General features: G+C 63.5%; 12 protein-coding genes. 8 read left to right on the top strand and 4 right to left on the bottom strand.

What is annotated here, in order from left to right; genetic code table 11:
• The first annotated feature begins 12 nt into the window (after nt 1-12).
• Entirely contained in the window at nt 13-1,470 is a 1,458-nt protein-coding gene (locus J5M57_RS02150; protein WP_207848842.1) for a winged helix-turn-helix domain-containing protein, read from the top strand.
• Here the strand turns inward: J5M57_RS02150 and J5M57_RS02145 are convergent.
• Nucleotides 1,426-4,233, bottom strand: coding sequence for a winged helix-turn-helix domain-containing protein (locus tag J5M57_RS02145; protein WP_207848843.1), 2,808 nt, complete (start codon nt 4,231-4,233; stop codon nt 1,426-1,428). The two genes, J5M57_RS02150 and J5M57_RS02145, sit on opposite strands and share 45 nt — an antisense overlap.
• 134 nt (nt 4,234-4,367) lie before the next feature.
• A complete protein-coding gene (locus J5M57_RS02140) occupies nt 4,368-4,799 on the bottom strand; it encodes an AraC family transcriptional regulator (RefSeq protein WP_207848844.1) in 432 nt (143 codons plus the stop codon).
• Between the two features lie 180 nt (nt 4,800-4,979).
• Between J5M57_RS02140 and J5M57_RS02135 the strand changes: the two genes are divergently transcribed.
• From J5M57_RS02135 to ycaC, 5 genes are all read left to right on the top strand, one after another.
• Entirely contained in the window at nt 4,980-5,903 is a 924-nt protein-coding gene (locus J5M57_RS02135) for a LysR family transcriptional regulator (RefSeq protein WP_207848845.1), read from the top strand.
• A 124-nt stretch (nt 5,904-6,027) separates the two neighbouring features.
• On the top strand, nt 6,028-6,444 hold the full coding sequence (locus J5M57_RS02130; protein WP_207848846.1) for a DoxX family protein: 417 nt from the start codon (nt 6,028-6,030) through the stop codon (nt 6,442-6,444).
• Nucleotides 6,437-7,063 (top strand): antibiotic biosynthesis monooxygenase, encoded by a 627-nt coding sequence (locus tag J5M57_RS02125; RefSeq protein ID WP_064588177.1) that lies wholly within the window; start codon nt 6,437-6,439, stop codon nt 7,061-7,063. The genes J5M57_RS02130 and J5M57_RS02125 overlap by 8 nt, the downstream gene beginning before the upstream one ends.
• A 30-nt stretch (nt 7,064-7,093) precedes the next feature.
• A complete protein-coding gene (locus tag J5M57_RS02120) occupies nt 7,094-8,932 on the top strand; it encodes an amidohydrolase (protein ID WP_064588176.1) in 1,839 nt (612 codons plus the stop codon).
• A 68-nt stretch (nt 8,933-9,000) separates the two neighbouring features.
• Nucleotides 9,001-9,624, top strand: a complete 624-nt coding sequence (gene ycaC / locus J5M57_RS02115) for an isochorismate family cysteine hydrolase YcaC (protein WP_207848847.1) — start codon at nt 9,001-9,003, stop codon at nt 9,622-9,624.
• A gap of 200 nt (nt 9,625-9,824) precedes the next feature.
• Here the strand turns inward: ycaC and J5M57_RS02110 are convergent, their stop codons facing one another.
• Entirely contained in the window at nt 9,825-11,252 is a 1,428-nt protein-coding gene (locus J5M57_RS02110; RefSeq protein WP_207848848.1) for a mechanosensitive ion channel family protein, read from the bottom strand.
• Nucleotides 11,253-11,447: 195 nt separating this feature from the next.
• On the bottom strand, nt 11,448-12,464 hold the full coding sequence (locus tag J5M57_RS02105; RefSeq protein ID WP_207848849.1) for an alpha/beta hydrolase: 1,017 nt from the start codon (nt 12,462-12,464) through the stop codon (nt 11,448-11,450).
• 197 nt (nt 12,465-12,661) lie between these two features.
• Between J5M57_RS02105 and J5M57_RS02100 the strand changes: the two genes are divergently transcribed.
• The gene (locus tag J5M57_RS02100; protein WP_207848850.1) at nt 12,662-13,564 is read left to right on the top strand and encodes a LysR family transcriptional regulator; all 903 of its coding nucleotides are present in this window, start codon (nt 12,662-12,664) and stop codon (nt 13,562-13,564) included.
• Nucleotides 13,565-13,991: 427 nt separating this feature from the next.
• A complete protein-coding gene (locus J5M57_RS02095; protein ID WP_207848851.1) occupies nt 13,992-14,360 on the top strand; it encodes a DUF6124 family protein in 369 nt (122 codons plus the stop codon).
• The last annotated feature ends 1 nt before the right edge of the window (nt 14,361 follow it).

The raw sequence follows: 14,361 nt of genomic DNA, 5'->3' as shown, positions 1-14,361 counted from the left end.
CTGGAAAACGGCATGAACAGCCACAACGATTTGCCCGCTGCATCGGTCCTGCATTTCGGGCCATACGCTTTTCATCTGCGCCAACGGCTGGTCCTCGACGGTGATCGGCAGTTGCGCATGGGCGGGCGGGCCCTCGATATCTTGCAGGTGCTGGTCGAGCGCGCCGGGCGGGTGGTGCGCAAGGAACAACTGATTGCCTTGGTGTGGCCGGACAGTGTGGTTGAGGAGATCAACCTGCGGGTGCACATCGCGGCGTTGCGCCGGGCGCTGGGCGACGGCGAGAACGGCCAGCGCTACATCGTCAATGTGCCGCAATGCGGCTACAGCTTCATTGCCCCGGTGCACGGCCAGAGCGTCGCGCAAGGGGGGTTCGAAACCCTGCAGGCGCCGCAGCATAATTTGCCCGCACGCCTGACCCCGGTCATCGGTCGCGATTCGCTGGTCGGCGGTCTGGTGCGGCAAATGCCGCTGTGCCGGCTGATGACGCTGACCGGTCCCGCCGGTGTCGGCAAGTCCACGGTGGCACTGCGGGTCGCCGAGCTGCTGCTGCAGCATTATCGCGATGGCGTCTGGTACCTCGATCTGTCGGCTACCGAGGATGTCCCGTCGTTGCTCGACCACCTGCTGCAGACCCTCGACATCTCGTTCGAATCGCTAGCCTCGCGCCATGCCTTGCTGGTGCTGGATAACGGCGAGCGGCGTCGCGAAGCCTGCCGTGCACTGGTGGAGCGACTGCTCTTGGCGGCGCCGCGTCTGGCGCTGCTGGTCACCAGTCGCGAACCGTTGCAGGCCGACCTCGAGACCGTGCAACCGATTGCACCATTGACCGTCCCCAAAGCGTCGACTCCAGGCAGTGTCGACGAGATCATGGGCTATTCGGCGGTGCAACTGCTGGTCAGCCGCGCCCGCGCCCGTCAGCACGATTTCAGCCTGCGTGAGCAGGATCTGCCCATCGTGGGCGACATCTGTCGGCGGCTCGACGGCTTGCCGCTGGCTATTGAATTGGCAGCCGCACAGGTCGATGCGCTGGCGCTGGTGGGGCTGCAGACGCAACTGGACAACGGTCTGCGCCTGCTCAGTCATGGCCGACGCACCGCGGTGCCAAGGCTGCAGTCCATGAGCGCCGCGCTGGGCTGGAGCTATCAGGATCTGCGGGCCAGCGAGCAACGGGTCTTGCAGCGGCTGTCGGTGTTCAAGATGGCGTTCACCGAAGAAGCCGCGCAGCGGGTGCTTGACGGTGCGCATCTGACCGCAACCATCGAGCGCCTGGCCGCCAAGTCATGGCTGATGGTGGAGCGGGGCAGCGATCCGCTGCGCTATCGGATGCTCAACACCATTCGTTGCTATGTGCGTGAACAGCTGCAAACCAGTGATGAACTGAGCGCTATCGTGCAGCGTCATGCCCTGTATCAGGGAGTCAACCGATCAGGCGCGGGCGTGCAACTGGCCGCGCAACGCGTCGAGCAGTAAGCGCACCTTGCGCAAGTCCGGGGTGGCATAGCCTTCACTGAAACGTTGGTAGATCGGCGTTAGCAGATCCAGCGCTTCACGGTAGCGTGATTGGCGCTGCCACAGCTGGGCCAGCGACGTTGCGCTGCGCAGCTCCCAGGCCAGGGCACCCTGGGATCGGGCGATGGCGAGGGCGTTTTGCAGCAGGGCTTCAGCCTGCTCGCGCAGGCGTCCCTGCGGACAACCCGCCTCCTCAGCCAACAATCGCTCAGCTTCGGCCCGCAACACTTCTGCGGTGCTCCAGCCCGCCGCGCCACTGTGTGCCCGCTGCAGCAGCGCGTCATCGATGTAGCGCGCATCGAGCGTGACCATCAACTCCTTGATCAACCCGTCCGCCGGTGGAACCGGCTGTGCCAGGCCGTCATCGATGACCTGCGCATAGTGCCGTCCCCACGTGTGGAACAGCAGCACCGAGTGCTTCTGCGCCTGCTCCAGCAACAGCTGCAACAGCGCGCGGGCGGTGGTGGCGTCGCCGTTGTAATGCGCGATCAGGCAGCTGGCCAAGGCCAGGGTGTAGCAGATCGAGGTGCCGTGGTTGATCTGCACGGCGATGTCCAGTGCCTGCCGGGCGCTACGCCACGCCTGTTCGGGAAATCCTTGCAGCCACAGGACCCGGGCGAGAATGGTCAGCGACGCCACGCTCTGGTCGTACTGCACGCCAAAACCGTGGGTGAAGCGGTTGCGATGGCCGCTGTGGGCCATGCGCTGGATCACTTGCTCGGCGCTGAGCCGGGCCTGTGGCTGGTCGCCGGCAAAGTGCAGGGCCAAGACCCGCAGGCGGTGGGTGCTCAACGACAGCAGCGGATCGTCGTGACCGCGCAGACGATCGAACTGTTCGCTTTGCTGCAGTGCTGCCTGGTAATGGCCGCAACTCAGGTTGACCGCGAGGTGTCCGGATATCGCGCGCAACTGCCCGGCGACATCGCCATGTTGCTGCGCCAGCGCGTTGGCTTGGGTAAATGCCTCGATGGTTTCCGGCGCGCCGCCCCAGGTGTGATAACCGGCGCTGCCGAGTGCCAGTTGCAGGGCAATTTCCAGCCGAGGGCAGGGCTGCTCGGCGCCGGCGAGCAAGGTCAGGGCCAGACGCACATGAGCGCCATATTCCTTGAGCAATGACAGCTCCTGCCACAGCGCGGCGGAAGTGGCCGTCAGGCGGATTCCGAGCGGGCGCGTACCGGCGCCGTGCAAACTCCAGTCGAGGGCGGCGCGCAGGTCTTCCAGCCCTCGGGCGTAGCGTTCGATCCATTGCGTGGTCGGGGTGTGCTCCCACTCGGTTTGCGCCTGCTCCATCAAGGTCAGACAGCGTTCGGCGTGGCGCTCGCGCAGGGTGTCGCGTTCGCCGCTGAGCTCGAGTTTTTCCAGCGCGTAATGGCGCGTGGTGTCGAGCAAGCGGTAGAACACCTCTTCATCGCCGACATCCACATTGAGCAGCGATTTGGCCACCAGTTGCGTGACCGCCGCGAGCACCTCGGTGGGCTCGATGTGCTGGCCGACAACCACGGCCGCGGCCGATGCCAGGCTGAAGCTGCCGCGAAACACCCCGAGGCGGCGCAGGCAAGTCTGCTCGCAGGGGGTCAGCAGGTTGAAACTCCAGTCCAGCGTGGCATGCAATGTCTGATGCCGCGCATGGCGTTGGGGGTTGCCCGCCGCCAGTGGATGCAGGTGATCCTGCCATTGCTGCAGCAAGCCGCTCAGGCCCAGGCTCTCGACCTGCGCCGCGGCCAGCTCCAGCGCCAAAGGAATACCGTCCAGGCGCCGGCAGATTTCAATCGCCAGCGGCAACTCGGCGTCGCTCAGTTCAAAGTGTTCGTGGGCGACCATGGCTCGTTCGACGAACAACTGCAGGGCGGCGAAGGCCATTGCCTGCTCGCGATCAAGGTCGGTGGAAGGGCAGTCGAGCGAGTCCAGACGCTGCACGAACTCGCCTTCGGCGCGCAGGCTTTCACGGCTGGTGGCCAGAATGTGCACCTGTGGCGCACCGCGCAGGAGGTTTTCGGCGAGCTGCGCGACGGCATCGATCAGGTGCTCGCAATTGTCGATCACCAGCAGCATCTGCCGCGCGCGCAAATCGTTGATCACCGCCGCCAGTGGCTCGCCGTCGTGCACCGCCAGATTGAGCAGGGTCGCCAGTTGCGAGGCGATCAGCGCCGGATCATTGAGCGGCGCCAGATCCAGCAGGCGGATCCCGTCGCGATAGCGTCCGATCAATTGTTCGGCGACGCGCAAGGCGACTGTGGTCTTGCCGATCCCGCCGGGGCCGACCAGGGTGATGCAGCGTTGCAGCGGTAGTTGCTGCATCAGGCTGTCGACCAGCGGCTGGCGGCCGATCATCCGCGTGTGGCGCAACGGCAGATTGTGCCGCGCCGGGGCCGCTTCGCGCAGACGTTGATCAGCGGCCTGCACGGTCAGCGGGGCGACGAAGCTGTAGCCGCGCTGGGCCACGGTGACGATATAGCGCTGGCCCGACTGACCGTCGCCCAGCGCTTTGCGCAGGGCCGCCATGTGCACCCGCAGATTGATGTCTTCGACCACGCTGTCCGGCCACACGCCGGCAAGCAACTGCTGTTTGCTCACCACTTCGCCGGCATGCGCCAGCAGCATCAGCAGAATGTCCATGGCCCGACGCCCCAGACGCAGCGGCTGGTCACCTTCCATGACCAGCCGTTGCCCGGTGTAGATCCGGTAGGGGCCGAAGCCAATGGCCTGATTCGGGGAAAGACTCAACAGCACACTCCTGCGGTGATGCGACGATCCCGGCACAGAGCTGCTGCGTGAAGACGCAGACCGTCTGGTGCAAGGTATCGGAGCATATTCCTCAGGTTTGGCCATCAGTGCAACGGCAGGCGCTTGGGTCACGCTCAAAAGGTCATGGGCCGGGTCCGGGGGTCTTTTTTTTCACGCGTGACCTGACAGCGCCAGGCGAACGGATTGATCCCTTCGCTGCGAGTGAACATGTGACAGAAATGCGCCTGATCGCAGAAGCCGCATTCCAGGCTGATCTGCGTCAGGCTCAGGCCGGTGTGGCGGATCAGCAGCTTGGCGCGGGCGATCCGCTGTTCGCGGATCCAGTCCTGCGGCGCCTGGCCGGTGCTGGCCTTGAACGCCCGGGAGAAATGGCTGCGCGACAACGAGCAGGCGCGTGCCAGCTCGGCCACTTCCAGGCTTTCTCCGAGGCGTTCGAGGATCAGTTGTTTGACCTGCCGCTCCCGCTGCGGGCTGAGGCCGCCGACGGACGGCTTGCGGGGTTCGCTGGCAGGGGCGAGGGCGACGGTTTGCTGTAAATGAGCCATGGCCAAAGTCCGTGTCGTGAGGGCAAAACAACGCTGCGCAGAGGCTTTCATTGTTAAGACGCAAGGCGTCGGCTGACGAGTTAATCGTTGTTAATTCGCAGGCCTGACCCGGACGCAAACTGCCGTTGATCGGCTAAAGTGCTCAGCACTTGCGACTGGTTTTAAAAGGAAGTGTCACCCATGAACCGTAACGATCTGCGCCGCGTCGACATGAACCTGCTGGTGATTTTCGAAGCGCTGATGTTCGAAAAGAACCTGACCCGCGTCGCCGAAAAACTGTTCATGGGCCAACCGGCGGTCAGTGCCGCGTTGGGGCGGTTGCGCGACCTGTTCGATGATCCGTTGCTGCTGCGCAACGGCCGCAGCATGGAGCCGACCGCCCGCGCGCTGGCGATCCTGCAAGAGCTGCAACCGGCGATGGACGTGATTTCCGGCGCGGTCAGCCGGGCCAAGGAGTTCGACCCGGCGAGCAGTTGTGATGTGTTCCGCATCGGCCTGTCGGACGACGCCGAGTTCGGCCTGTTTCCACCGCTGCTGCGACAACTTCAGCAGGAAGCGCCGGGCATCGTCGTCGTGGTGCGGCGCGCCAACTACCTGCTGATGCCGGCACTGCTGGCGTCCGGGGAAATCTCCGTCGGCGTGAGCTACACCACCGATCTGCCGGCCAACGCCAAGCGAAAAAAGCTGCGTGACATTCCCTGCAAGGTGCTGCGCGGTGACGACCGGCCGGGGCCGCTGACCCTCGACGAATACTGCGAGCGTCCGCACGCGATGGTGTCGTTTTCCGGCGACTTGAGCGGCAACATCGACCTCGACCTGGCCAAGCTCGGCCGCCGGCGTAGGGTGGTGCTCGGTGTGCCGCAGTTCAGCGGCTTGCGCGCCTTGCTCGCCGGCACCGAAATGATCGCCACCGTGCCGGACTACGCCGCCTGTGCGCTGGTGGAAGGCTGCACGTTGCGCGCCGAAGACCCGCCGTTCCCGATCGATGCGGCGCAACTGTCGATGGCCTGGAGCGGGGTGCACGACAACGACCCGGCCGAGCGCTGGCTGCGTTCGCGGATCAGCCAGTTCATGGCGGCGCCGCTGGATATCCCGCCTGCCTGACATCTTCCCCGTGCAGGAGCTGCCGAAGGCTGTCGCGTCTGTTGCTAACTGAGCACATCCATTCAATTTTCCCCCGCCCGCACCGAGCATGATTCAACCCGATAAAAATTAAAGGGTGGGGGTCATGACCGCATCACAACGCGATGAACGGGCACAGAACATCGGTCTGCTGTTTCTACGGGTCAGCGGCGGATTGTTTCTGCTGTGGGTTCACGGCTTGCCCAAGCTGCTGAACTTCAACGCGCAATTGCAGCTGATCGAAGACCCGTTCCACCTCGGTGCCCACCTGACCTTATGTCTGGCGATCTTCGCCGAAGTCCTCTGTCCGCTACTGATCGTCGGCGGGGTGCTGGCGCGATTGGCCTGCTTGCCTATTCTGTTTGTGCTGCTGGTAGCGCTGCTGGTCGTGCACCCGCAATGGAGTGTGGCCGAGGGGCAGTTCGGCTGGCTGCTGTTGATCCTGTTCGCCACTGTGTTCATCGCCGGGCCGGGACGGCTGGCGCTCAATGTTCGCCTGCCCGGAGTACTGCGTTATGCCTGAAGCCCTGAGTCAAAAAACACCGGGGGCCGAGGAAATCGTCACCCTGATCGTCAAGCACCGGGTCAAGGCCGGATTTGAACAGCCTTACGAGGCGTGGCTGCGCAACATCGTCCGGGTCGCCGGGCTGCGCGAAGGCCACCTGGGGGTGGACGTGGTGCGCGGCAAGCTTGCCGGCCTCGACACCTACACCTGCGTGCTGCGCTTTCGCTCCACCGAGGCCATGCAGCTGTGGCTGGAGTCGCCACAGCGTCAGGCGCTGGTCGACGAAGCGGCGCCGATGCTCGCCGATGGCGACCAGACCGAAGTCGCGCCGATCAATGAATTCTGGTTTGCCCCGCTGGCCGATGCCGCTCGTCCGCCGCCGCGCTGGAAGCAAGCGCTGATCACCTTGCTGGTGATTTTTCCGCACACGCTGCTGGTGCCGCTGATCTGGGGGCCGCTGCTGAAGTGGCATCCGCTGCTTTCCAATTACGTGGTCGCCACGTTCCTGATCACCCTGACCATCGTGCTGTCGGTGGTGTACGTGTTCATGCCCCGCGTGACCCGATTGTTCGCGCCGTGGCTGGAGGCCGGGCAGCCCCATGCCCACCTCGAACCCGGCAAACAGCCGTCACGCTGAACCCCATTCATCTACTCGAAAGGAACCGCGATGAACGCCGATCTGATTCTGTTCAATGGTCAATTTCATACCGTCGACCGCAGCAAACCGTTGGCCAGTGCGGTGGCGATCAAGGACGGCCGCTTTGTCGTCGTCGGTAACGACACCCAGGCCATGGCCCTGCGCGGTCCGGCCACGCAAGTGGTCGACCTGCACGGGCGCTGCGTGATCCCCGGCCTCAACGACTCGCACCTGCACCTGATCCGTGGCGGCCTCAATTACAACCTCGAACTGCGCTGGGAAGGGGTGCCGTCGCTGGCCGATGCCCTGCGCATGCTCAAGGAACAGGCCGACCGCACGCCGACCCCGCAATGGGTGCGCGTGGTCGGTGGCTGGAACGAATTCCAGTTCGCCGAAAAACGCATGCCGACCCTCGAAGAACTCAACCAGGCCGCGCCGGACACCCCGGTGTTCGTGCTGCACCTGTACGACCGCGCGCTGCTGAACCGCGCGGCACTGCGCGTGGCCGGCTACACCCGCGACACGCCGAACCCGCCGGGTGGCGAGATTGTCCGGGATGCCAACGGCAACCCGACCGGGATGCTGGTGGCACGGCCGAACGCGATGATTCTGTACTCGACGCTGGCCAAGGGGCCGAAGCTGCCGCTGGAGTATCAGGTCAACTCGACCCGCCAGTTCATGCGCGAACTCAATCGCCTCGGCCTGACCAGCGCGATCGATGCCGGCGGTGGTTTCCAGAACTATCCAGACGACTATCAGGTGATCGAACAACTGGCCAAGGACGACCAGTTGACCGTGCGCATCGCCTACAACCTGTTTACCCAGAAGCCCAAGGAAGAGCTCAGCGACTTCCAGAACTGGACCGGCAGCGTCACCTTGCACCAGGGCGACGACTACCTGCGGCACAACGGCGCCGGCGAGATGCTGGTGTTCTCCGCCGCCGATTTCGAAGACTTCCTCGAACCGCGCCCGGATTTGCCGCAGACCATGGAACAGGAGCTGGAACCGGTGGTGCGCCACCTGGTCGAGCAGCGCTGGCCGTTCCGCCTGCACGCCACGTACAACGAATCGATCAGCCGCATGCTCGACGTGTTCGAGAAGGTCAATCGCGATATTCCGTTCAACGGTCTGCCGTGGTTCTTCGACCACGCTGAAACCATCACCCCGCAGAACATCGAGCGGGTGAGGGCGCTGGGCGGTGGTATCGCGATTCAGGACCGCATGGCGTTCCAGGGCGAGTACTTCGTCGATCGCTACGGCAAGCAGGCCGCCGAAGCCACGCCGCCGATCAAACGCATGCTTGCCGAAGGTGTACCGGTGGGCGCCGGCACCGACGCCACGCGGGTCTCCAGCTACAACCCGTGGACCTCGCTGTACTGGATGGTCAGCGGTCGCACCGTCGGCGGTCTGGCCTTGTACGAAGAAGGTCTGCCGCGCACCACCGCGCTGGAACTGTTCACCCACGGCAGCGCCTGGTTCTCCTCCGAACAGGGCAAGAAGGGCCAGATCAAGGTCGGGCAACTGGCGGACCTGGCAGCGCTGAGCGCGGACTTCTTCCATGTCGAGGAAGAAGCGATCAAGTGGATCGAGTCGGTGCTGACCGTGGTCGGCGGCAAGATCGTCTACGCCGCCGGCGATTTCGAAGACCTCGGCCCACGCTCGATACCCGTGCTGCCGGACTGGTCGCCGGTGGTCAAGGTGCCCGGTCACTGGCGGCCGACTTCACCGTTGCAGGCACAAGTGCACCAGTGCGTCGGTGCCTGCGCGGTGCACTCGCACAGTCATGAAAAAGCGCGTCTGTCGAACGCGCCGGTCAGCGACTTCGCCGGGTTCTGGGGCGCGTTCGGCTGTTCCTGTTTCGCCTTCTGAAACGTACAAAAAAAGCGCCGGCCATCCGGCACGGCGCTTCCTGCAACATCCATCCCAAGGAGTTTCCCATGAGCGTTCCCTACAAGCGTCTGAACAAAGATGATGCGGTCGTGCTGCTGGTCGATCACCAGACCGGTCTGATCTCGCTGGTGCAGGACTTCACCCCCAACGAGTTCAAGAACAACGTGCTGGCGCTGGGCGACATCGCCAAGTTCTTCAAGCTGCCGACCATCCTCACCACCAGCTTCGACGCCGGCCCCAACGGCCCGATCGTGCCTGAGCTGCGCGAACAGTTTCCGGATGCGCCGTTCATCCAGCGCCCGGGCCAGATCAACGCCTGGGACAACGAAGACTTCGTCAAGGCGATCAAGGCCACCGGCCGCAAGCAACTGATCATCGCCGGTGTGGTGACGGACGTTTGCGTAGCGTTCCCGACCCTGTCGGCCATCGCTGAAGGCTACGAAGTGTTCGTGGTCACCGACTCGTCCGGCACCTTCAACACTACCGTGCAACAAGCCGCATGGGCGCGGATGACGGCGGCCGGTGCACACCTGCTGAACTGGTTCGCCGTGGCCTGCGAGCTGCAGGGCGACTGGCGCAACGACATGGAAGGCCTGGCGCATCTGCTGTCCGAACGCCTGCCGAACTACCGCAACCTGATCAACAGCTACACCAAGTTCACTGCCAAGTAATTGCTTGAACGGGAATGCCCGCTTGATTGCGGGCATTTTTATGTTCAGTAAAAAGAGCCGCAACCCACCAGCCCCCTGTGGCGAGGGAGCTTGCTCCCGCCGGGCTGCGCAGCAGTCCCCCGACATCTTGTGAGCGCTGCGCACTCAAGCGGGAGCAAGCTCCCTCGCCACAAGGTTCGGCGTTCAACTGTTTGATGGGGCTAGCGCTTTTGCAGCCAACCCAAAAACCCACCCTTGCGCATCTGCACCGGTTTCGCCATCAGCGCGAGGCGGCTGTTCTGCTGTCGCACGGCCTGCAGTTTGTTCAGTGCCTGGCCGACTTCGCTGCGCTGTGCCATGCACTGGCGGGTCAGGGTCTTGTCGAGGCGGTAGATGATGCTCGAGGTCAACGCGGTGAACGTGGCTTGCGACGGCGTATCGGCGAGCATGCTCTGTTCGCCCATGACTTCACTCGGCCCCATGCGCCCGGCTTCGGTCTGGCCGCTGCCATCGGGCACGGTCGCACTGACCACGCCAGTGGCGATCACGAACAGACTATCGGGCACTTCATTCAGCCCCAGCACCACCTGACCGGCCGCGTACTGCTGCGCGACCATCGATTCGGCGAGGCGATCGCGTTCCTCATGGCTCAGCGAACGGAAGACTTTCACTTCATCGAGCAGCGCCCGGGCGCGGGTCGAGGGCTCGATCACGCCATCGGGATGCCGGGAAATACCCGCCGCTTCGAGATGCCGGTGGGCGAGGTCGAACAATTGATTGCGCACTTCGCCTTTCTTGCTCAGTTCACTGATGAAACCGCTGGCGACATACTCCGACATCTCCTCACCGGCCTCTTTCAACACGGCTTTGGGCGGCGGATTCAACAGCAGGCTGCTGCTGCCTTGGAGAGTGCGGTCGAGGGCGTCGAGCACCCGCCGAGGGCGGATATGGTTCGGCACCTTGATGCTGATGGACACACCATGCAGGTTGGTCGGGCGACTGAGATTGACGATCTTCGCCTTGGCCGCCACCGAATTCGGCACCACGGCCAGGGTCCCGGTGCTGGTCAGCAGGTGTGTGGCGCGCCAGTCGATGTCGAGCACCTTGCCCTCGACGCCGTCGATCACCACCAAGTCGTCCACCTGATACGGCTTGGTGGTGTTGAGCACGATCCCGGAGAACACGTCGCTCAAGGTGCTCTGCAACGCCAGACCGACCACGATCGCCACCACCCCGGACGTCGCCAGCAAACCTTTGACCGGCAACTCCAGCACATAACCGGCGGCCGCGACGATCGCCGCCAGAAACACCAGCGCGCCGATCACGTCCTGCAACAGCCGACCGCTGTGACCGATGCGCCGCATCAGGATCAGGCCGATGATTTCGGTGAGCACACGTGCCGCGTACAACCACCAGAGAATGCCCAGCGCCGTCGCACCCAGTTGCGCCACTGGGTCATCGGCAAACACCGGCGCGAGCAACGGGCTGATGCCGGCGTTGATGATCAGCGCACTGAAGCCGAGAAACAGCGCCAGCCGAATACCGACTCGCGGAGCGCGATGTTTGAACGGCGCGAGGTGCCAGAGCAGGGCGTCGAGCAGCAGCAGGGCGGCGCTCCAGGACAGCGGGTGGGCGAGGAGGAAGGACATGACAGGTTCCACGATGATGAGCGCTGCTGTGGCGAGGGAGCTTGCTCCCGCTGGGTTGCGCAGCAGCCCCAAGAAACTCTGCCAGGCAGAGATTTTGTGAGTGCTGCGCACTCAAGCGGGAGCAAGCTCCCTCGCCACACAGAAGGGTTAACCAAAAAATCTCGCCACACCGTGAGGTGTAGCGAGACATTGGGCTCAGTTCAGATGCGTCTTCAACTCAGCCGCCGCCTGCCGCACGGCCGCTTTCACTTCCGGAATCTGGCTCAGCGGATTGAGCAGGCCAAAGTCATGAATCATCCCGTTGTAGCGCACCGAGGTCACCGGCACGCCCGCTGCATCCAGATGCCGTGCGTAGCCTTCGCCTTCATCACGCAGCACGTCGAACTCGGCGGTCTGCACCAGCGCGGCGGGCAGGCCTTTGAGCTGGTCGCTGCTGGCGTTCAGCGGCGAAGCGTGGATCTGACTGCGCTCGGCCGGGTTGGTGGTGTAGTTGTCCCAGAACCACTGCATCATGCCTTTGGTGAGGAAATGGCCCTCGGCAAACTGCTGGTACGAGCCGTCGTCGAACTGCGCGTTGGTCACCGGCCACATCAGCAGCTGGAAGCGCAGCGCCGGGGTTTTCTGTTCCTTGGCCATCAGCGCCACGACCGCCGCCATGTTGCCGCCGACACTGTTACCGGCCACCGCCAGACGCTTGCCGTCGACACCGATGTCCTTGCCGTGCTCAGCCACCCATTTCGTCGCGGCGTAGGCCTGGTTGATTGCGGTCGGGTACTGCGCCTCCGGCGACGGCGTGTAATCGACGTACACCGCCACGGCGCCAGAGCCGACCACCAGATCACGAATCAGGCGCTGGTGGGTCGGGTAATCGCCCAATACCCAACCGCCACCGTGGAAAAACATGAACACCGGCAACTCACCCTTGACCTTGGCCGGGCGCACCACTTTCAGGTTGATCGTCTGGCCATCGACGGTGATCGCCTTGTCGCTGACTTCCACCCCGGAGAGGTCGACTTTCACCGAAGCCTGAGCCCCGGTCAGCACCGCACGCGCGTCTTTCGGGCTCAGTTGCTCCAGCGGTTTGCCACCGCCGGCGGCGAGGGCTTCGAGGAAGGCCTGAGTGTTGTGTTCGACACCCGGGCTGCCAGCGGCAAACGCGTTGCCGATGGACAGGGCGAGGAGGGACGCAGTCAGGGTCTTTTTGATGTTCATGCTTAATTCCTTTTTTGATGAGTTGTGTGCCCTGTAGGAGCTGCCGAAGGCTGCGATCTTTTGATCTTTAAAAGATCGCAGCCTTCGGCAGCTCCTACAGGTTTGGGGTTGTTCTCAAACCGTGAGCACAGATTAATGAGCTGCCTGAAAGTGAAAAAGCGGCTATAAAGCGTTTAACTGTCCACCAGAGAGTGACAATGAACCCGTTCGAAGACATGCGTATTTTTTGTCAGGTCATGGACTCCGGCAGCTTCACCGCCGCGGCCGATCAATTGGGCCTGTCCAAGCAGTTCGTCAGCCGTCGTTTGATGCAGCTCGAAGAGCGCCTCGGCGTGCGGCTGTTGAACCGCTCGACCCGGCGCCTCGACGTCACGCCACTGGGCCAGAGCTACTACGAGTCGGCGCTGCGCCTGCTGGGCGAAGTCGAACAGGTCGAGCAGGGCATCGCGGGGCAGACCGCCGAGCCGCGCGGGACGATTCGCATCAGTGCGCCGCTGTCGTTCGCTGTGGCGCATCTGGGCTGTCTGCTGCCGCTGTTCCTGCAGCGCTATCGCGAGGTCACCGTGGAAGTGGACTTGAGCGACCGTCCGGTGGACCTGCTTGGCGAAGGCTACGACCTGGCGCTGCGCATCGGCGTGCTGGAAGACTCGACGCTGATCGCCCGGCGCATCGCCTCCATCGAACGGGTGTACTGCGCCAGCCCGGCGTATCTGGCCGAACGCGGTACGCCGCTCAACCCCGAAGACCTGCACGGCCACGACTGCCTGCCGTACGGCCACGGTCGCTCGGTGCAGTGGCGGTTCAATGCCGGGCAGGGCAAGCCGCTGTTGGTGAATGTCACCGGGCGCATGCGCGTGAACAACGGCGAGTTGCTCAGGGACGCGGCGGTGCAGGGGATGGGGATTACCTATCTGCCGACGTTCATTGTCGGCGCGGCGCTGAAGGATGGGCGACTGGTGCCGGTGCTCGACGACTACCGCACCGAGCCGCTGACGTTATCGGCGGTGTACCCGCAGCATCGCCAGGCTTCACGTCCGGTGCAGGCGTTGGTCGAATTCCTGCGTGAACGTCTCAATTCGACAACCACCAACTCCCTGTAGGAGCTGCCGCAGGCTGCGATCTTTTGATCTTGCTTTTAACCAGAATCAAAAGATCGCAGCCTGCGGCAGCTCCTACAGGAGGTGTATTTCAATTCGGAATGTTTAAAGGTTGTGAAGCAAACGCGGAAGCTTCCCACACTGTTTTCAGGTTGTCCCTAGGACGTCCGGTCTCTAGCCTGTGTTGGTCGCTGCCAAATCAGCGACCGGGCCTGGAAATCCGATGACAGAAGCGCGCACATGCGCCATTCATAACGTATCCTTGCGCGCCTTTGAGGTGTGCGCTCCGTTATGGCGGCTGTGCGCGGGAGACCCTAGGGTCTGCCGGGTTTGCTCTCTGTCCCGGATTTCCAGCCTGCGTACAGCTGCCACCCATTCGCCTGGAAATCGAATGGGGCCCAGCTATAACCATCGCACAGAGTAGATCACCATGAAAAAACCTACGCCCAATCCCCCCGAAACAGACACCGACCCAACATCCCCCTACGCCGCCATCGACAGTCAGAAGCTCCACGACGCGGCCGAACGCGCACTCGATTACTACCTGAATCCGACGGCCGAAATCATGGCCACGCCGTACTCCCCCAACGAGATGTTCTTCGTCAATCCCAACGCCAATACCGAGTCGCTGCTGGCCAACGCTTACGAATCCTTGGCCTGCGCCTCTGTCATGCTCGGTGACTTCGCCGCGCTGCTGCAAGGCACGCATCGCAAGACCCTGCTCGGCATCGCGCAAGTGGTCATGCTCGGTGAGCTGGCGGTGAACAAGGCGCTGGATAACGTCGAACTTCCCACATAAC

Source organism: Pseudomonas sp. 86_A (assembly GCF_017491705.1).
In the GTDB taxonomy this organism is placed as follows: Bacteria; Pseudomonadota; Gammaproteobacteria; order Pseudomonadales; family Pseudomonadaceae; genus Aquipseudomonas; species Aquipseudomonas koreensis.
This window is presented reverse-complemented; position numbering and strand designations above follow the sequence as displayed.

What these genes read in the sequence shown, in the direction of transcription:
- J5M57_RS02150 (WP_207848842.1), top strand. Translation starts at nt 13, where the DNA reads ATGAACAGCCACAACGATTTGCCCGCTGCATCGGTCCTGCATTTCGGG.
- J5M57_RS02140 (WP_207848844.1), bottom strand. Translation starts at nt 4,799, where the DNA reads ATGGCTCATTTACAGCAAACCGTCGCCCTCGCCCCTGCCAGCGAACCC.
- J5M57_RS02135 (WP_207848845.1), top strand. Translation starts at nt 4,980, where the DNA reads ATGAACCGTAACGATCTGCGCCGCGTCGACATGAACCTGCTGGTGATT.
- J5M57_RS02130 (WP_207848846.1), top strand. Translation starts at nt 6,028, where the DNA reads ATGACCGCATCACAACGCGATGAACGGGCACAGAACATCGGTCTGCTG.
- J5M57_RS02125 (WP_064588177.1), top strand. Translation starts at nt 6,437, where the DNA reads ATGCCTGAAGCCCTGAGTCAAAAAACACCGGGGGCCGAGGAAATCGTC.
- J5M57_RS02120 (WP_064588176.1), top strand. Translation starts at nt 7,094, where the DNA reads ATGAACGCCGATCTGATTCTGTTCAATGGTCAATTTCATACCGTCGAC.
- ycaC (WP_207848847.1), top strand. Translation starts at nt 9,001, where the DNA reads ATGAGCGTTCCCTACAAGCGTCTGAACAAAGATGATGCGGTCGTGCTG.
- J5M57_RS02110 (WP_207848848.1), bottom strand. Translation starts at nt 11,252, where the DNA reads ATGTCCTTCCTCCTCGCCCACCCGCTGTCCTGGAGCGCCGCCCTGCTG.
- J5M57_RS02105 (WP_207848849.1), bottom strand. Translation starts at nt 12,464, where the DNA reads ATGAACATCAAAAAGACCCTGACTGCGTCCCTCCTCGCCCTGTCCATC.
- J5M57_RS02100 (WP_207848850.1), top strand. Translation starts at nt 12,662, where the DNA reads ATGAACCCGTTCGAAGACATGCGTATTTTTTGTCAGGTCATGGACTCC.
- J5M57_RS02095 (WP_207848851.1), top strand. Translation starts at nt 13,992, where the DNA reads ATGAAAAAACCTACGCCCAATCCCCCCGAAACAGACACCGACCCAACA.